This window comes from Pseudomonas mandelii, assembly GCF_002251635.1.
GTDB lineage: Bacteria > Pseudomonadota > Gammaproteobacteria > Pseudomonadales > Pseudomonadaceae > Aquipseudomonas > Aquipseudomonas mandelii_B.
Genome location: NZ_NMOJ01000072.1, coordinates 1 through 16,778, shown reverse-complemented (window position 1 = coordinate 16,778; position 16,778 = coordinate 1). Strand labels below are relative to the sequence as shown.

Sequence of the window (16,778 nt, the reverse complement as noted above, 5' to 3'; positions counted from 1 at the left end):
GGCCAATGCGGTCATTCAGATAAACACGGTTGCAGGGGGTAGGGCTGCTTCGCAGCCCAGCGGGGGCAAGCTCAATAGATACACCTTCTGTGGGCGAGGGAACGCGAATCGCCTCACGATTCGCGCCGTTCGGTAAATAACTGCGTGTCCCGGACGGCCATCCCCCCTAAAATACCCGCCATTCCCGATTCGCTCCGCCCGAGGCCGTTTTTTCCATGTCTGTCACCGCCACTCCCGCCAGCCTCGCGCCGGATCACCACGCCCAGTTCATCGACTTGCTGCAAACCAGCCTCGACCAGAATGCTTTCATCAAACTGGTCCTGGCCAAGTACGTCGGCANNGAGGCCGAGTTGCAGCGGCTGATCATCAAGCCAGTGACGGTCAAGGAGCAGCCGTGCCTGTCCTTCGTCTACCGCTACAAGACGCGCGACATCACCAAGAACTTCCCGCTGGCGGACGGCGTGGCAGCGATNGCCGCGCTGTTGCCAGCCTCGTTCAAAAATGCGCATTTACTGTCGCTGGCCGACGAAGCCCAGCTCGAATACAGCAAAAAGGGCAAGTCTTCGCTGTTCAAGAGCAAACCTCAGCAATTGCGCGAAGTGCCGTCCGCCGAGCACAACCGCGAGAAGAACCGCTTCCTCGACCTCAGCCGGCCGTTCCTCGCCGACCTGGGCGTAACCGACGCCAGGCAGGCGCTGATCCCATCGATGTCGCGCAAGTGGAAACAAATCAATAAATTCATCGAAGTGTTCAGCCATGCGCTGACCACCTCGCCCCTGGCGCTGGACAAACCGGTGCAGGTCGCGGATTTCGGCTCGGGCAAGGGTTACCTGACCTTCGCGATCCACGACTATCTGCGCAACACCTTGAAAGCCGAAGGCGTGGTGACCGGCGTCGAGTTACGCGAGGAGATGGTCAACCTGTGCAATGCCGCCGCCGCCAAGCTCGAGCATCCGGGGCTGGTGTTCAAGTGCGGTGACGTGCGCAGCGTGGCGCCGAGCGAGCTGGACGTGATGATCGCCCTGCATGCCTGCGACATCGCCACCGATTACGCGATCCACACCGGCATTCGCTCCGGCGCCTCGATCATCATGTGCTCGCCGTGCTGCCACAAACAGATTCGTCTGCAAATCCAGAGCCCGGTGCTGCTCAAGCCGATGCTGCAATACGGCCTGCACCTGGGCCAACAGGCGGAAATGGTCACCGACAGCCTGCGGGCGTTGTACCTTGAAGCCTGCGGTTATGAGACCAAGGTGTTCGAGTTCATCTCGTTGGAACACACCAACAAGAACAAGATGATCCTGGCGGTCAAACGCGCCGAGCCGTTGGACAACGCGCAGTTGTTGGTGAAGATTCAGGAGTTGAAGGATTTCTACCACATCACCGAACACTGCCTCGAAACCCTGCTGCGGGCTGACAATTACCTGTAGGAGCCAGCAAGCCGGCTCCTACAGAGTCATGGGGTGGTAATGCNACAGAGTCATGGGGTGGTAATGCGTTCGTGTTTGGCCAGCATCATGCGGTGGCAATGCGGGCGGGTTTGATGGCGGTCTTGCGTCCGAGCATCACCGTCACAATCACCCCGGCGGCAAATAGCCAGGTGATCGGCTCGATGTGTTCACCAAAGAACAACGCCGAAAACGCGATGGTGAAGAAAATCTGCAACAGCTGAATTTGACTGACCCGTGCAATGCCGCCCATGGCCAGCCCGGCGTACCAGGCAAAAAATCCCAGGAACTGCGAGAACAGCGAAACATAACCAAACGCCCACCAGGTCTTGGCGGAAATTTCGCCCTGGTGTTGAAGCGCCAAATAGACCACCGGTCCGATCAGCAGCGGCGTCGACAACACCAGCGCCCAGCAGATCACCTGCCAGCCGCCCATCTCTTTGGCCAGCCGGCCACCCTCGGCATAACCCAGACCGCCCACGGCAATCGCCCCGAGCATCAGCAAATCACCGGCCTGGATACTGCCGGCGCCGGTGATCANCGCGTAACTCAACACCAACGCACTGCCCAACGCCGCACAGGCCCAGAAGGCTTTCGACGGCCGCTCGTGGGACAGCCACGCCGCGTACAGCGCCACGCACAGGGGTTGCAGGCCGTTGACCAGCGCGCCATGGGACGCCGGCAAGGTTTGCATGGCCCAGGCCGACAACACCGGGAAGCCAAGGATCACGCCTGCGATCACCAGCGTCAGGCCTTTGACCTGTTTCCAGGTCGGCCATTTCTCCCGGCGCCACAGCAACAGCATCGCCGCCGGAACCGCCGCAAACAGCGCCCGGCCCAAGCCGTTGAGCAGCGGATGAAGTTCCTGCACGACGATCCGTGTGAAGGGCAGGGTGAGGCTGAAAATGACGACGCCGAGCAGGCCGAGGGCCATGCCGGTGTTTTCGCGCGAGGACATGATGGGGAACCGGAATGTTGGGTGGCGGGAAGAGTCTTCATCTAGCCATAAACCACGGGGATCGCGCTGTTACAGCTAGGCGCAGAGTTATCCGTACAGTTTGAGGACGCCATCGCGGGCAAGCCCGCTCCCACAGGTTTNNCNNTNCCNGTGGGAGCGAGCTTGCTCGCGATGAACGATGACGCGGTCCATCAGGTAGTAGCTGGTTATTACCCGACCCCACGGATAAGGACTACCTTGAATACTCCTACGTCTTTCCCAGAGGAGTCCTCCCCATGGCTGCCAAGAAAATTCTGATGCTGGTCGGCGATTACGTCGAAGACTACGAAGTGATGGTGCCTTTCCAGACGCTGCTGATGGTCGGCCACACGGTGCACGCCGTTTGCCCGGACAAATCCGCCGGCCAGACCGTGCGCACGGCGATTCACGATTTCGAAGGCGACCAGACCTACAGCGAAAAACCTGGTCACTTGTTTGCCCTGAACTTCGATTTCGCCAAAGTTGCTGAAACCGACTACGACGCGCTGCTGATCCCGGGCGGTCGTGCGCCGGAATACCTGCGCCTGAACGAAAAAGTCCTGGAGCTGGTGCGCGCGTTCGACAAGGCCGGCAAGCCGATCGCCGCCGTGTGCCACGGTGCGCAATTGCTCGCGGCCGCGGGGATTCTCGAAGGTCGCGAGTGCAGCGCTTATCCTGCGTGCGCGCCGGAAGTGCGTCTGGCGGGCGGTACGTTCATCGATATCCCGGTGACGGAAGGCCACGTACAAGGCAATCTGGCCACCGCGCCCGCCTGGCCGGCGCACCCGAGCTGGCTCGCCGGTTTCCTCGGGTTGCTGGGCACCAAAATCACGCTGTAACGAGGGACTTTTCCATGTGCGAGCTCTACGTCAAAGCCGATCCGATTCTCTACGAATCGCGCTCCCGCTCGCTGCGCATCTGCGGGGTGGTCACCACCCTGCGGCTGGAGAATCAGTTCTGGGACATCCTCAGCGAAATCGCCGGGGTCGACGGCATGACCACCAACCAGTTGATCGCCAAGCTGTATGAAAAAGTGATGGACTACCGCGGCGAAGTGGTGAATTTCGCCTCGTTTTTGCGGGTGAGTTGCACTCGGTATTTGACTCAGCGTCGGGTGCAGGCGCCGGAGTTGTCGGTGGTGCGGGCGGTGGTGAAATAGCGTCGACCCCATCGAGGGCAAGCCCGCTCCCACAGGTTCAAGCCCGCTCCCACAGGTTCAGCGTGATCCCTGTGGGAGCGGGCTTGCCCGCGATGGGGCCGGAGCAGGCGACAGATAAGCCAGGCTGGTCTTTACTCTGAAGCGCAAAACCTCTCAATCGCCAAGGAGATAGAGCATGTCTGGATGGTACGAAGTAAGCAAAAGCAGCAACGGTCAGTTCAAGTTTGTACTGAAGGCCGCCAACGCCGAAACCATTCTGACCAGCGAGCTGTACACCACGCGCGGCGCTGCCGACAACGGCATTGCTTCGGTGCAGAAGAACAGCCCGCTGGATGAACGCTACGAAAAGAAAGCCACCAAGGATGGCCATCCTTACTTCAACCTCAAGGCCGCTAACCACGAAATCATCGGCAGCAGCGAAACCTATTCTTCCGCTGGCGCGATGGATAAAGGCATCGCCAGCGTCAAGGCCAACGGGCCGACCACCGTGATCAAGGACAAGACCTTGCCGGTGCTCTGACCACACCTTTCAAACCCAATACACATCCACTGTGGGAGCTAGCCTGCTAGCGATGGCTGCTTAACATTCGACGAAGATGTTGAATGTCTGGCCGCTATCGCTAGCAGGCTAGCTCCCACATTGGTTTTTTTGCGAACTTCGAGATCAGCGCAATGTTTTCAGCAAGGTTTGTAACTGATCGAGGCCAGCCTCACCGAGTGGAAACACCGGCAACCGCGGATCGCCCACTTCCAGCCCGGTCGAACGCAACCCGGCCTTGATCGTCGCCGGCAAGCCACCCTTGAGGATGAAGTCCAGCAGCGGCAACTGGCGATAAAACAGTTCACGCGCCTTGCCCAGGTCGTTAGCCAATACCGCCTCATACAAATCCAGATTGAGCTGCGCAATCAGGTTCGGCGCGGCGGTGCACCAGCCTTTCGCACCGGCNGCGAAAGCTTCCAGCGCCAGCGGGTTGCAGCCGTTGTANAACGGNACACGGCCGTCGCCGNGCAGNTGCANCTNGTGCATGCGCTGAATATCCCCGGTGCTCTCCTTGACCATGGTCACGTTTTCGACCTNNTTGATGATGCGCATAATCAACTCCACCGACATGTCCGTGCCGCTGGTAGCCGGGTTGTTATAGAGCATGATCGGCACGCCGACGCTGTCGCCAATCGCGGCATAGTGGGCGAGGATTTCTGCTTCGCTGAGTTTCCAGTACGAGGCCGGCAGTACCATCACCACGTCGGCGCCATTGGCCTCGGCGTAACGGGCCCGACGCACGGCCTTGGCGGTAGTCAGGTCGGACACACTGACGATAGTCGGTACGCGCCTGGCGATTTTCGCGAGGCTGAATTCGCTGACCTGATCCCACTCGGCGTCGCTCAGGTAAGCGCCTTCGCCGGTGCTGCCCAGNGGCGCGATGGCGTGCACGCCGCTGTCGATCAAACGGTCGATGGAGCGGCCCAGGGCGTCGAGGTCAATGCCTTCGCCGTTGGCGGTGAACGGGGTGATGGTGTAGCCGATGATGCCGTGAATGGTGGGGGTCGACATGTTGTGTCTCCTTCAGAAAATGGGTGGGTTCAGTTCAGGCAATCGGCGTGTTGACGCAGGTTCTGCCGGGCGTAGTAATTGAACGCGGCGCCGTGGCGCTTGGGCTTGGAGATCCAGTCATGGGCCTCGTGCCCCAGCGCCGGCAGGATCGGCTTGATCGTGCCCGCCGCCATCGCCAGCAACTGCAACTTGGCCGCGCGCTCGATCAACTGCGCGATCACACAGGCTTCTTCGATGGTCGTACCGGTGGACAACTGGCCGTGGTGCGACAGCAGGATGGCCCGTTTGTCGCCCAGTGCGCCGGCGATCAAATCACCTTCTTCGTTGCCCACCGGCACACCCGGCCAGNCTTCCAAAAAAGCGCAGTCTTCGTACAGCGGGCAGAGGTCCATGTGCGACACCTGCAGCGGCACTTCGAGCATCGACAGCGCGGCAACGTGAGTCGGGTGCGTGTGAATGATGCAGTTCACGTCGGGCCGGGCGCGGTATACCCAACTGTGGAACCGGTTGGCCGGGTTGGGCATGCCGTGGCCTTCAAGCACTTCCAGATCTTCGTTGACCAGCAGCAAGTTGCTCGCGGTGATCTCGTCGAAACCCAGGCCCAGTTGNTGGGTGTAATAAGTGCCGGGCGTGGGGCCACGTGCGGTGATCTGCCCGGCCAGGCCGGAGTCGTGGCCGTGTTCGAACAGAATGCGGCACGTGAGCGCCAGCTTTTGCCGGTCGGTCCACGTATTATCCGCCAGGGAATTTTGCATCTGGGTCAACGCTTGCTTGACCAGTTGCTCTTTGGGTAATGCTAAGGTCTTGGCCATATCGGTGTCCTTGGTGGTTCATGCAAATGACACAGCAGAGGCTATATGACACTTTGTGTCATTGGCAAGGACAAATCGTCGCCTCCTTGATGGATTAATCGTTCTTCATGTCTATCCGTTTGAAATTATTGAGAAAAAAACTTGGCGTGACGCTGGAGGCCCTTGCCGAAAAATCCGGCATGACCAAGAGCTATCTGTCGAAAGTAGAGCGCGGGCTGAATACGCCGTCGATCGCGGCGGCCCTGAAACTGGCCAAGGCGCTGAACGTGAAGGTCGAGGAGTTGTTCTCCGAAGACAACATCAGCCTCGACAGCTACAGCCTGGTGCGCAGCGACGAACGCCAGTCCCTGGCGGCCAACGATGAAAGCCCCGGCTACGCGGTGCTGGCCCACCAGGTCAGCGAGCGCAGCCTGCTGCCGTTCATGATTTATCCACCGACAGAATTCGCGGATAAAACCTTCAAGGAACACTTGGGGGAAGAGTTTCTGTTTGTCCACGAAGGGCAGGTGGAAGTGGACTTCATGAACGAGCGCGTGCTGCTCAATCGCGGGGATGCGCTGCACTTCAACGCGCAAAAACCGCANCGGCTTCGCTCGGTGGGGGAGGTGCAGGCGCAGTTGTTGGTGGTGGTGCATAGNGCTGAGGAATNNNTGNGNTGAATATTTGTGGCGAGGGAGCTTGCTCCCGTCCAGCTGCGAAGCAGTCGCCATTCCTGCCAGTGCGGTTTATCTGAATAAGCGCAGGGGCCGCTTCGCAGCCCAGCGGGAGCAAGCGCCCTCGCCACCGGGGAGCCTCCACCGTTAAACCTCGACCGGTACAGTCAGCTTCGGACTACCCAGCGCATGCGTCTTCGAATCAAAAAACCGCAGCTCAGACCCCGTCCCTTCAAACACCTTCGCGTAATGCCGCTTCTGATGCTGGATAAACGCCTTGCTGCGCGGATAAATCGAGATCGCCACCACCTCGGGTTGTGCCTGGCGCAACGCGTGGATGATGTGGCTGTCCTGCTCACCCAAGGCATGCCCGAACAGGCACAACCCCTCACCATGGCTCAGTAACTGGTCGTAGCAAAACGACAGATAATCCGAGCTGCGAATGGTCTTGAGCTTCTCTTCCACCTTGCCTTCGCTGACAAACAGCGGCACATCGTCCAGAGTCTTGATCGTATTGTTGATCGCAAAACTGCTGAGCAAGGTGCTGTCGGTCGACATCAGCTTGCGCGCCGTGCCGTCCTGATTGCGCACCAGATGCAGGCCACCGTGCAGGTACAGCAAACGGGTTTTGTCGGTCGCCGTGGCGCTCAAGTCAAAACCCGGTTCGGCGCCCTGAAACAGATCGGTGATGGCATCCGGCTGATGCTGGATCGCCCAGTAGTTGAGCAAGTCGTAATTGGTGGTGAACACCGTTCGATAGCGGCCCAGTTCCTGACTGATGGCGGCCAGGGTAGAGGGCACCACCAGTCGCCACGGGATGTGCACCGCGTGAACCGTGTTGATCAGCGCTTCCTTGATCGCATAGTAGCGATTGCGCGGCGCGGCTGAGCTGACCGCCAGGGCTTTGTTGACCCGGCTGGTGGTTTTCAGTGCGCCCAGTGCTTGTTCGAAACTGCGGGTTTGCAGGGCGTCAAACACACTCAGCTCGGATTGGCTCAGGGGTTTTTCTTCGACGGTGCGCGCGTTTTCGAACAGCGAGTCGTAGGCAAAGTCGTCCCACACCGCGCGGCTGGCGCCGTTGCCCACCAGCAAACCGCTGAACGAGGCGGTGGCGCGCAAGGCGTTCCAGTCTTCAAGTTGGGCATCAACATCCTGGAAATCGGTCATTGCGGTTCAAAGTCTCAAAGCAAAGGGTCTGATGGGCGGCGACTTTATCACGACGGGGACTTGAGCCAGATCAAGTTACTGCGTAACCGATAGGTCGATCCTGTGGGTATCCGCTGGATCGGCGCTGCCGATTTGGCCCAGCCAGGAGAGTCGTCCATGAGCAGCACGTTTTTCATACCCGCCGTCAACATCATGGGCACCGACTGCCTCGACGAAGCCATGACCGCCATCCGCAACTACGGCTTTCGCAAGGCGCTGATCGTCACCGACGCGGGTCTCGCCAAGGCCGGCGTGTCGAAGATGATTGCTGAAAAACTGGCGATGCAGGACATCGACTCGGTGATCTTCGACGGCGCCAAACCGAACCCGAGCATGGCCAACGTCGAGCGCGGCCTGGGCCTGCTCAAGGAAAGTGGCTGTGATTTTGTGGTGTCGCTGGGCGGCGGTTCGCCCCATGACTGCGCCAAGGGGATCGCGCTGTGCGCCACCAATGGCGGGCATATCGGCGACTACGAAGGTGTCGATCAGTCCAGTAAGCCGCAACTGCCACTGGTGGCCATCAACACCACCGCCGGCACCGCCAGCGAGATGACCCGCTTCTGCATCATCACCGACGAAACCCGCCACGTGAAAATGGCCATCGTCGACCGCAACGTCACGCCACTGCTGTCGGTCAACGACCCGGCGCTGATGGTCGGCATGCCCAAGGGCCTCACCGCCGCCACCGGCATGGACGCCTTGACCCATGCCATCGAAGCCTACGTGTCCACCGCTGCCACGCCGATCACCGACGCCTGCGCGATCAAGGCCATCGAACTGATCAGCGCCAACCTGCGCCTGGCCGTGCGCGACGGCAGCGACATGGCCGCCCGGGAAAACATGGCCTACGCGCAGTTCCTCGCCGGCATGGCGTTCAATAACGCATCCCTGGGCTACGTCCACGCCATGGCTCACCAGTTAGGCGGCTTCTATGACTTGCCGCATGGCGTTTGCAACGCGGTGCTGCTGCCTCACGTACAGAGTTTCAATGCGCTGGTGTGCGCCCCGCGCTTGACGGATGTGGCCCACGCGATGGGCGCCGATACCCGTGGAGTGAGCCCGGAAGAGGGTGCCCAGGCAGCCATCGTCGCCATCCGCAGTCTGTCCCGCGACGTCGAGATTCCCGCCGGTTTGCGTGAGCTCGGGGCCAAGCTCAACGACATCCCGACGCTCGCCACCAACGCGCTGAAAGACGCCTGCGGCCTGACCAATCCACGGGTGGCGGATCAGCGCCAGATCGAGGAGATTTTCCGCAACGCGTTCTAATCGGTTTGACGACCGCGCGCGAGCTTCACGCAGAGCATCGCGCCCAAGGCCAGCAAGGTGCAAAACAGGGACAGTGGCCACGCCTGCTGGCTCGCGATCAGACTGGCAATCGCGCCGATGATGGCGGCCATCAGTTGGTGGATGAAACCGCTCAACGCCATCGCATAAGCCCCGCCGACCGGTGAGCCGTCGTTGGCCAGGGACAGGCTGATCGGGTAGTTCAAAGACTGCCCGAACACGGCAAAGCAGTACGGCAACCAGAACAGCAGCGCAACGGATGTGCCCGCGATGCTCCCCAGCAACATCACTGCGCTGCCGCCCAATACCAGGCTCACGCCCGCCGTCATTAGCCAGCGTTGCCCGGTGCGAAGCACGAAGGCATTGACCCCCAGCGCGCCGAGAAAATACGCCGCGCTGATCGGCCAGCCCAACAGCCCGTACTCCACGGCCGACCAGTTGAAGGGGCCTTGCAGAATCAGCGGCGCTGCGGTGTTGAACGCAATGATCACCCCATAACCGAGACCGCCGGCGAGTGCCGGCAGCAGGAAGGCTCGATCACGCAAAATGCGCCAGTAACTCGGCCAGGCAGACGACTGAACAGGCTCCTCGTTCAGCAGCGGGAACGTGACCCGCGCCACCACCATTGCCATCAACAGACTCGCGCCACCCAACAGATAGAAAATCGCCGGCCAGCCCAGCGCCACCTGAATAATCGATCCCAGGTACTGGCCGATCCCCAGCGCCACTACAAACGAAATCGAGATCCAGGACAGCGCCTTGGCCAGCAGGTCACCGCGGAAACTGTCGCGGATCAATACCCGCGCCATGACTGAAATCCCGCTGGCGCCAATCCCCTGGACCAGTCGCCAGAACAGGAACGTTTCAAGTGTCTGGCCCAAGGGCAGGGCAAGGTTACCCAGCCCGTAGATACCGAGTGCCGCGAGCAACACCGGCTTTCGGCCAATGCGCTGACCCAGGCTGCCCCAGAACAACATCGGCAGCGCCATGCCGATCAGGTACACCGCCAATCCCCAGGAGACCTGCGAGGCGCCGGCGGACAGGTCCCGGGAAATCTCCGGCAACGCCGGCAGGTAAATGCTCATGCCCAGTTGGGCGAGAAACACCGTGCTGCAGGTGACGAGGAGGGTGGTGCTGCTCTTCATGGAGTCTTCCTTGGGTTTCAGAAACCGACGTCCCCGACGTGGGTGCGTAAAGCTACATCAAGTGGCGCGACTTTTTCAGTAGGGCGATGCCATGTGATGGTGTGGGCCAAAACCGGGCTATCCTGCCGACTCAGCCGAACTGAAGTCATCGAGCCCTCCATGCTGCAAAAAAGCCTGATCCGCCGCCTCGACCTGATCACCCTCCAGCTGTTTGTCGCCGTCCACGAAGAGGGCACCCTGACCCGTGCCGCGAGCCGCGAAGCCATCGCGGTGTCGGCCGCCAGCAAGCGGCTGATGGAGTTGGAGGAAGCGCTGGGCATCAGTCTGTTTGTGCGCCAGGCCAAGGGCATGACCCTGACGCCGGCTGGTGAAACCCTGCTGCACCATGCGCGGCAGATGCTGTTCAACGTCGAAAAAATGGGCCTGGAACTGGGTGAACATAGCCACGGCGTGCGCGGTTATGTGCGGATGCTGGCGAATCTGTCGGCGATCATTCAGTTCNTGCCTGAAGACCTGCGGGACTTTTCCGAGCGTCATCCCCAGGTCAAGACCGACCTCGAAGAACGTCCCAGCAGCGGGGTGATTCAGGGCGTACTCGATGGCGTGGCCGACCTTGGAATCTGCTCCAGTGACAGCGACGTCAAAGGCCTGCACAGCGTGTTTTATCGCCAGGACAAACTGGTGGTGTTGATGCTGCCCGATCATCCGTTGGCGAGTCGTTCCAGCCTGGCATTCGACGATACGCTGGACAGCGATTACGTCGGTCTGCATGCCGCCAGTTCGATCAACATGCGCACCCACGCGGCAGCACGCAAGGCTGGCAAGGTGCTGCGGTTGCGNATTCATGTGCCGGGGTTTGATGCGATGTGCCGGATGGTCCAGGCCAACATGGGCATCGGCATCCTGCCGCAAAAGGCCTATGAATTGTTTGGCCGGGCGTTGGGGTTGCATGCGGTGCCGTTGACGGATGACTGGTCGGACCGGGCGCTCATTCTGGTGGTGCGCGATGAAGCGGCGTTGTCGCCGGTGAGCCGGATGTTGTTTGAGCAGTTGCGTGGGCAGGTCTGAAATTTTCGTTGATAGGGCCGGCCTCATCGCGGGCAAGCCCGCTCCCACAGTATGCTGCGGCGTTCACAAATCCCCTGTGGGAGCGGGCTTGCCCGCGATGGCGGCCTCAAGGTCGCGGAAATTTCAGGGCGTTCGCGTTTCGCGAACGAACGTTGCCAACTGACGGTTGGATTCATCGCCCCCGGGTCCTCTAGCCTTGGCTCATATTCCAAGAACAACATAGAGGTACCCCGCGATGACTGCCCCCTTGAGTGCAATCAAAGTGATCGAGATCGGCACGCTGATCGCCGCGCCGTTCGCCGCGCGCATGCTCGCCGAGTTCGGCGCCGAAGTGATCAAGATCGAAGCCATGGGCCAGGGCGACCCGCTTCGCAAATGGCGAAAGCTGCACGAAGGCACGTCGCTGTGGTGGTACCTGCAATCGCGCAACAAGAAGTCCCTGGCGCTGGACCTCAAGTCCCCTGAAGGCATCGAACTGGTCAAGCAACTGGCGACCAGCGCCGACGTGCTGATCGAAAACTTGCGCCCCGGCGGCCTGGAAAAGCTCGGCCTGGGCTGGGACGTGTTGCACGCCCTCAACCCCAAGCTGACCCTGGTGCGTATCTCCGGCTACGGCCAGACGGGCCCTTATCGCGACCGCCCGGGCTTTGGTGCCATCGGCGAGGCGATGGGCGGCATCCGCTACACCACCGGCAACCCGGATTCGCCTCCGGCGCGGGTGGGTGTGAGCCTGGGCGATTCCCTCGCGTCACTGCACGGTGTGATTGGCGCGTTGATGTCGCTGCTGCGGGTCAAGACCGGGCAGGGCGACGGGCAGATTGTCGATGTGTCGCTGGCCGAAAGTGTGTTCAACCTGATGGAAAGCCTGGTGCCCGAATACGACATGCTCGGCCATGTGCGTGAGCGCAGCGGCGGCGCCTTGCCCGGCATTGCGCCGTCCAATACCTACCTGACCGCCGACGGCGCATATGTGGTAATCGCCGGCAACAGTGACCCGATCTACAAGCGCCTGATGGAGGTGGTCGGTCGTCGCGACTTGGCCGACGCGCCGGAGTTTGCTCATAACGACGGTCGTGCATTGAAAAGTAACGTACTCGATGCGGCGATCACTCACTGGACCAGCAGCCTGCCGATCGATGAAGTGTTGTCGGCGCTGGAAGCCGCCGAAGTCCCGGCCGGGCGCATCTATTCCGTCGCCGACATCGTCGCCGATCCGCACTATCAGGCGCGGGACATGTTGCTCAACGCCGACTTGCCTGGCGGTGCCACGGTGAAGATGCCCGGCATCGTGCCGAAAATGTCTGAAACCCCCGGCGGCGTGAACTGGTCAGGGCCGAGTCTGGGCCAGCACACCGACGGTATTCTCGCGGGACTGGGCCTGACGGCGCAGGACATCGAACGGCTGAAAGCCGAAGGGGTGGTGCAATGATCACGGATTTTTCCCAGACCCTGATCGTTCAGGAAGTCTCCCCCCGCGACGGCTTGCAGATCGAGCCGACCTGGGTCGAAACCGTCGACAAGATTGCCTTGATCGATCAACTCTCGCTGGCCGGTTTCAGCCACATCGAAGCCGGCTCGTTCGTGTCGCCCAAGGCCATACCTGCACTGCGCGATGGCGAGTTGGTGTTCAAGGGCATCACTCGGCAACCGGGGGTGATCTACGTTGCGTTGATCCCCAATCTCAAGGGCGCGCAACGGGCGCTGGCTTGTAGCGCTGATGAGCTGAACCTGGTGATGTCCGCCAGCCAGACCCACAACCTGGCCAACATGCGCATGCGTTGCGAAGCCTCGTTGGCGGCGTTCGGCGAGATCGTGCAATTCGTCGATGGCGCGCAGGTGCGGCTCAACGGCAGCATTGCCACCACCTTCGGTTGCCCGTTCGAAGGCAGGATTGATGAAGACCGTGTGCTGCAAATCGTCGATGCCTACCGCGAGTTGGGCATCCAGGGCATCACCCTGGCCGACACCACCGGCATGGCCAATCCGCGGCAGGTTGATCGGCTGGTGCGACGGGTTCTGCAGCGGGTTTCGNCGGCTGATCTGACCCTGCATTTTCACAACACCCGCGGCTTGGGTTTGTGCAATGTGCTGGCGGCTTACGAAGCCGGCGCCCGCCGTTTTGATGCAGCCCTGGGCGGCCTCGGCGGCTGCCCGTTTGCGCCGGGTGCGTCAGGCAATATCTGCACCGAAGACCTGGTCAACCTGTGCGAGGAGGTGGGGATTCACACCGGCATCGANCTGCCGCTGTTGCTGAAGTTGTCCCGAGGATTGCCGGCGCTGCTGGGCCACGAAGTGCCCGGTCAACTGGCCAAGGCGGGGCGTAATTGCGATTTGCACCCAATGCCTTCCTGACCCAACACAAAACCCCTTGTAGGAGCCGGCTTGCTGGCGATGGCGGTGGGTCAGGCAGCATTTATGTTGGATGCGCTGGCCACATCGCCAGCAAGCCGGCTCCTACAGAACGAACCACAACGAACCAGACAACAAAAACAATCGGACACCCATGGGAAGTCCGCCTGGAGAAAGCACCATGAGCCTCAATGTACTGGAGGCGGGCGCGAGCCCGTCCGTTAACCACGACGAAGAAAAAGCCCTGGTCAGCAAGGTCGCCTGGCGCCTGATGCCGCTGATCATGGTGTGTTACCTGTTCGCGTTTTTTGACCGCATCAACATCAGCTTCGCCAAGTTCCAGTTGCAAACCGACCTGAGCCTGAGTGACACCGCTTACGGCCTGGGCGCCGGGTTGTTTGTGGTGGGCTATGTGATTTTCGAAGTGCCGAGCAACATGATGCTGTACAAGGTCGGCGCCCGCCGCTGGATCGCGCGGATCATGATGTCCTGGGGCCTCGCCACCGCCGCCATGGTTTTCGTCAACAGCGAATGGCAGTTCTATGCGCTGCGTTTCGTGATCGGCGCGATGGAAGCCGGGTTTGCGCCGGGCGTGTTGTATTACCTGACGTTGTGGTTCCCGCAGCACTTTCGCGGGCGCATCACCTCGTTGCTGTTCCTGGCGTCGGCGTTTGCCGGNNTGGTGGGTGCTCCGTTCTCGGGGCTGGTCTTGGAACATCTCGACGGCGTGCTACAGATGCGCGGCTGGCACTGGTTGTTCCTGCTCGGCGGCTTGCCCTGCATCGGCCTGGGTTTTCTGGTGCTGACGTTGCTCAAGGACCGGATTGAAGACGCCCATTGGCTGACGCTGTCGGAGAAAACCCTGCTGGCCAGCCGCATTGCGCACCATGAACCGCACAAGAGTGGTGGCTCGCTGCTCGCCGCGCTGCGAATCCCAGGGTTCCTGACCCTGGGGCTGATCTACTTCCTGATTCAGGTGGCGTCCTACGGATTCAACTTCTGGGCACCGCAACTGATCCGCAGCGCGGGCACCCAGAGCCCGGTGACGATTGGCCTGCTCACAGCGATTCCGTATGTGTGCGGGGCAATCAGCATGGTGGTGATCGGGCGGCTGTCGGACGCCACCGGCGAGCGCCGCAAGTTTGTCGCAGGCCTGGTCGCGGTGGGCGCGCTGGGGTTCTTCTGTGCCGGGATCTTCGCCAACCACACGACCTTCCTGATTGTCGCGCTGGGTTTGCTCGGTGCCGGGATCATCGCTTCCATCCCAAGCTTCTGGACCTTGCCGCCAAAACTGCTGGCCGGAGCCGGTGCCGGTGCGGCCGGAGGCATTGCGGTGATCAACACCCTGGGCCAGTTCGGCGGCATCGTCAGCCCGGTGATGGTGGGGCGGATCAAGGACCTCACCGGCAGCACGACCCCGGCGCTGTATATGATCGGCGTCTGCGCGTTGATCGCCGTTGCCCTGCTGATGTGGGGGTTGCCGCAGAAGCTGCGCACGCTCGACAAGTTCTGAATCTGCGGTGCTGTTCTGGCCGCCATCGCGAGCAGGCTCGCTCCCACATTGATCTGTGCCACGCCGCCAATCAATTGTGGGAGCGAGCCTGCTCGCGATGGCGGCCTGACAGTCAACACTCAACTCGCAGTCACCAAACCTTTTGCCGGCGAAGCACTGAACTGAATCAACGCGACCCCGGCGATCAACAACACCGCCCCCAACACCCGCGGTAACGTCATCTGCCGCTCCACCAACCCAAACCACCCAAAGTGATCCAGCACCAGCGAAGCCACCACCTGTCCAGCCAACGCCAACGCAATAAATCCCGACGCCCCGAGCTTGGGCAGCAGCATCAGCGCCAACGAAATAAAACACACCCCAAACGCACCCCCCGCCCACATCCACAACGGCGCCTTGCTGATGAACGCCAGCGACGGCAGCGGCAAGCGCAGCGCCAACATGATCGGTAACAACACCACGATACTCACCAGCAACGACGCGAGCGTCGCCCACAGCGGATGACCCAACCCACGCGTGAGGTTGGCGTTGATCGCACTCTGAAACGGCACCACCGCCCCGGCCACCACGGCCAGCAGCAACAGCCCGACCCAATGCAATGTACTCATGATCGTTCTCCAACAGGTTTTGCTGGACTCTAGAGTATTCGTCGCGCAGATTTAAATTCCAAATTGCTATCCAGAACATGCATCAGATGAATGATCTTCGGCGTATCGACCTCAACTTGCTGGTGATCCTCGACGCCTTGCTCAGCGAGCAGCACGTCACGCGCGCGGCGCAACGCTTGCACCTGAGTCAGCCGGCGGTCAGTCATGCCCTGGCACGGTTACGCGACCTGCTGGGCGACCCTTTGCTGGTGCGCGCGGGCGCCACGCTCGTGCCCACCCCACGAGCCCTGGAATTGATTGCCCCCTTGGCCGAGGCACTGGCCCAGGTGCAATCCCTGTTGGCGCCAAATGCTTTCGACCCGGCCACCGCCAAGCGCACGTTTCGTCTGGCAATGTCCGACTATGGCGCCGCCATCGTCCTGCCAGGGCTGATTCGCACGTTGCGCCGGGAAGCGCCGGGCATCGACCTGCAAATCAGCCACGCCAGCCGCGAAGGCATGCTCGACGCAGTACTTAATGGCGACATCGACCTGGCAGCAGGTGTCTTCCCTGAACTGCCAAACGAGCTGCGCAGCACGCCACTCTTCGAAGAGCACTACGCCTGCCTGGTCGACCGCAACAGCCTGCCTGCCAATGGCGTACTCGACCTGCCGACCTACCTCGCACGGCCACACGTCCTGCTGGAAATGCGCGGCAGCGGCACGCCTGAAATCGAGCGGGCGCTGACGGCGTTACGTGAACGCCGTCGCGTCGCGATCAGCCTGCCGCACTGGAGCGTCGCCCCGGAATTCATCAGCGGCACGGACCTGATTCTTACCGTGGCTTCACGTGGGCTGCGCGAGATTGATGAGCGCTCGCTGGTCGTGGTTGCGCCGCCGTTTCATATTCCGTCGTTTACGTTTGTGTTGGTCTGGCACAAGCGGCGGGGCGGGGATCAGGCGTTGAACTGGTTGAATGGGCGGATTGGGGAGGGGATAGTGCGCGCCTGAAATCATTCGTTTTTTT

17 protein-coding genes are annotated in these 16,778 nt (G+C 61.1%); 11 read left to right on the top strand and 6 right to left on the bottom strand.

Translation table 11 applies throughout. The features are described 5' to 3' along the window. Window positions 1–215: 215 nt before the first annotated feature. Complete coding sequence (locus B7L09_RS10470) at window positions 216–1,430, top strand: class I SAM-dependent methyltransferase (RefSeq protein WP_094468729.1); 1,215 nt, start codon at window positions 216–218, stop codon at window positions 1,428–1,430. 85 nt (window positions 1,431–1,515) lie between these two features. Here B7L09_RS10470 and B7L09_RS10465 read toward each other — a convergent pair whose 3' ends face one another. Beyond that, entirely contained in the window at window positions 1,516–2,406 is an 891-nt protein-coding gene (locus B7L09_RS10465) for a DMT family transporter (protein WP_094468728.1), read from the bottom strand. Between the two features lie 275 nt (window positions 2,407–2,681). On the opposite strand from B7L09_RS10465, the gene B7L09_RS10460 reads away from it, so the two are divergent. From B7L09_RS10460 to B7L09_RS10450, 3 genes are all read left to right on the top strand, one after another. Next, entirely contained in the window at window positions 2,682–3,263 is a 582-nt protein-coding gene (locus tag B7L09_RS10460) for a DJ-1/PfpI family protein (protein ID WP_094468727.1), read from the top strand. Between the two features lie 14 nt (window positions 3,264–3,277). Next, window positions 3,278–3,583 carry a ribbon-helix-helix domain-containing protein gene (locus tag B7L09_RS10455; RefSeq protein ID WP_094468726.1) on the top strand — a complete coding sequence of 102 codons (306 nt, stop codon included), beginning with the start codon at window positions 3,278–3,280 and terminating at the stop codon, window positions 3,581–3,583. Window positions 3,584–3,758: 175 nt separating this feature from the next. Next, window positions 3,759–4,103 carry a YegP family protein gene (locus tag B7L09_RS10450; protein WP_094468725.1) on the top strand — a complete coding sequence of 115 codons (345 nt, stop codon included), beginning with the start codon at window positions 3,759–3,761 and terminating at the stop codon, window positions 4,101–4,103. Between the two features lie 144 nt (window positions 4,104–4,247). Here the strand turns inward: B7L09_RS10450 and B7L09_RS10445 are convergent, their stop codons facing one another. Continuing rightward, a complete protein-coding gene (locus B7L09_RS10445; RefSeq protein WP_094468724.1) occupies window positions 4,248–5,135 on the bottom strand; it encodes a dihydrodipicolinate synthase family protein in 888 nt (295 codons plus the stop codon). 29 nt (window positions 5,136–5,164) lie between these two features. Continuing rightward, entirely contained in the window at window positions 5,165–5,947 is a 783-nt protein-coding gene (locus B7L09_RS10440; protein WP_094468723.1) for an aldolase, read from the bottom strand. Window positions 5,948–6,054: 107 nt separating this feature from the next. Here B7L09_RS10440 and B7L09_RS10435 point away from each other — a divergent pair, with 107 nt between their 5' ends. Further along, window positions 6,055–6,606 carry a helix-turn-helix domain-containing protein gene (locus B7L09_RS10435; protein ID WP_094468722.1) on the top strand — a complete coding sequence of 184 codons (552 nt, stop codon included), beginning with the start codon at window positions 6,055–6,057 and terminating at the stop codon, window positions 6,604–6,606. 141 nt (window positions 6,607–6,747) lie between these two features. Here B7L09_RS10435 and B7L09_RS10430 read toward each other — a convergent pair whose 3' ends face one another. Beyond that, window positions 6,748–7,767 carry a DUF4917 family protein gene (locus tag B7L09_RS10430; protein WP_094468721.1) on the bottom strand — a complete coding sequence of 340 codons (1,020 nt, stop codon included), beginning with the start codon at window positions 7,765–7,767 and terminating at the stop codon, window positions 6,748–6,750. A gap of 156 nt (window positions 7,768–7,923) precedes the next feature. Between B7L09_RS10430 and yiaY the strand changes: the two genes are divergently transcribed. Then, on the top strand, window positions 7,924–9,072 hold the full coding sequence (gene yiaY, locus B7L09_RS10425; protein ID WP_094468720.1) for an L-threonine dehydrogenase: 1,149 nt from the start codon (window positions 7,924–7,926) through the stop codon (window positions 9,070–9,072). Here yiaY and B7L09_RS10420 read toward each other — a convergent pair. Further along, a complete protein-coding gene (locus B7L09_RS10420; protein WP_094468719.1) occupies window positions 9,069–10,235 on the bottom strand; it encodes a multidrug effflux MFS transporter in 1,167 nt (388 codons plus the stop codon). The genes yiaY and B7L09_RS10420 overlap by 4 nt on opposite strands. 159 nt (window positions 10,236–10,394) lie before the next feature. Between B7L09_RS10420 and B7L09_RS10415 the strand changes: the two genes are divergently transcribed. From B7L09_RS10415 to B7L09_RS10400, 4 genes are all read left to right on the top strand, one after another. Next, window positions 10,395–11,303 carry a LysR family transcriptional regulator gene (locus B7L09_RS10415; RefSeq protein ID WP_094468718.1) on the top strand — a complete coding sequence of 303 codons (909 nt, stop codon included), beginning with the start codon at window positions 10,395–10,397 and terminating at the stop codon, window positions 11,301–11,303. A 235-nt stretch (window positions 11,304–11,538) separates the two neighbouring features. Next, window positions 11,539–12,732: a CaiB/BaiF CoA transferase family protein gene (locus B7L09_RS10410; protein WP_094468717.1), complete on the top strand. Its 1,194-nt coding sequence runs from the start codon at window positions 11,539–11,541 to the stop codon at window positions 12,730–12,732. Beyond that, window positions 12,729–13,655: a hydroxymethylglutaryl-CoA lyase gene (locus B7L09_RS10405; protein ID WP_094468716.1), complete on the top strand. Its 927-nt coding sequence runs from the start codon at window positions 12,729–12,731 to the stop codon at window positions 13,653–13,655. Before B7L09_RS10410 ends, B7L09_RS10405 begins: the two co-directional genes overlap by 4 nt. Before the next feature lie 178 nt (window positions 13,656–13,833). Then, window positions 13,834–15,165 (top strand): MFS transporter, encoded by a 1,332-nt coding sequence (locus B7L09_RS10400; RefSeq protein ID WP_094468715.1) that lies wholly within the window; start codon window positions 13,834–13,836, stop codon window positions 15,163–15,165. 119 nt (window positions 15,166–15,284) lie between these two features. Here the strand turns inward: B7L09_RS10400 and B7L09_RS10395 are convergent, their stop codons facing one another. Next, a complete protein-coding gene (locus B7L09_RS10395) occupies window positions 15,285–15,773 on the bottom strand; it encodes a DMT family transporter (RefSeq protein ID WP_094468714.1) in 489 nt (162 codons plus the stop codon). A gap of 77 nt (window positions 15,774–15,850) precedes the next feature. Here B7L09_RS10395 and B7L09_RS10390 point away from each other — a divergent pair, with 77 nt between their 5' ends. Continuing rightward, on the top strand, window positions 15,851–16,762 hold the full coding sequence (locus B7L09_RS10390; protein ID WP_094468713.1) for a LysR substrate-binding domain-containing protein: 912 nt from the start codon (window positions 15,851–15,853) through the stop codon (window positions 16,760–16,762). The last annotated feature ends 16 nt before the right edge of the window (window positions 16,763–16,778 follow it).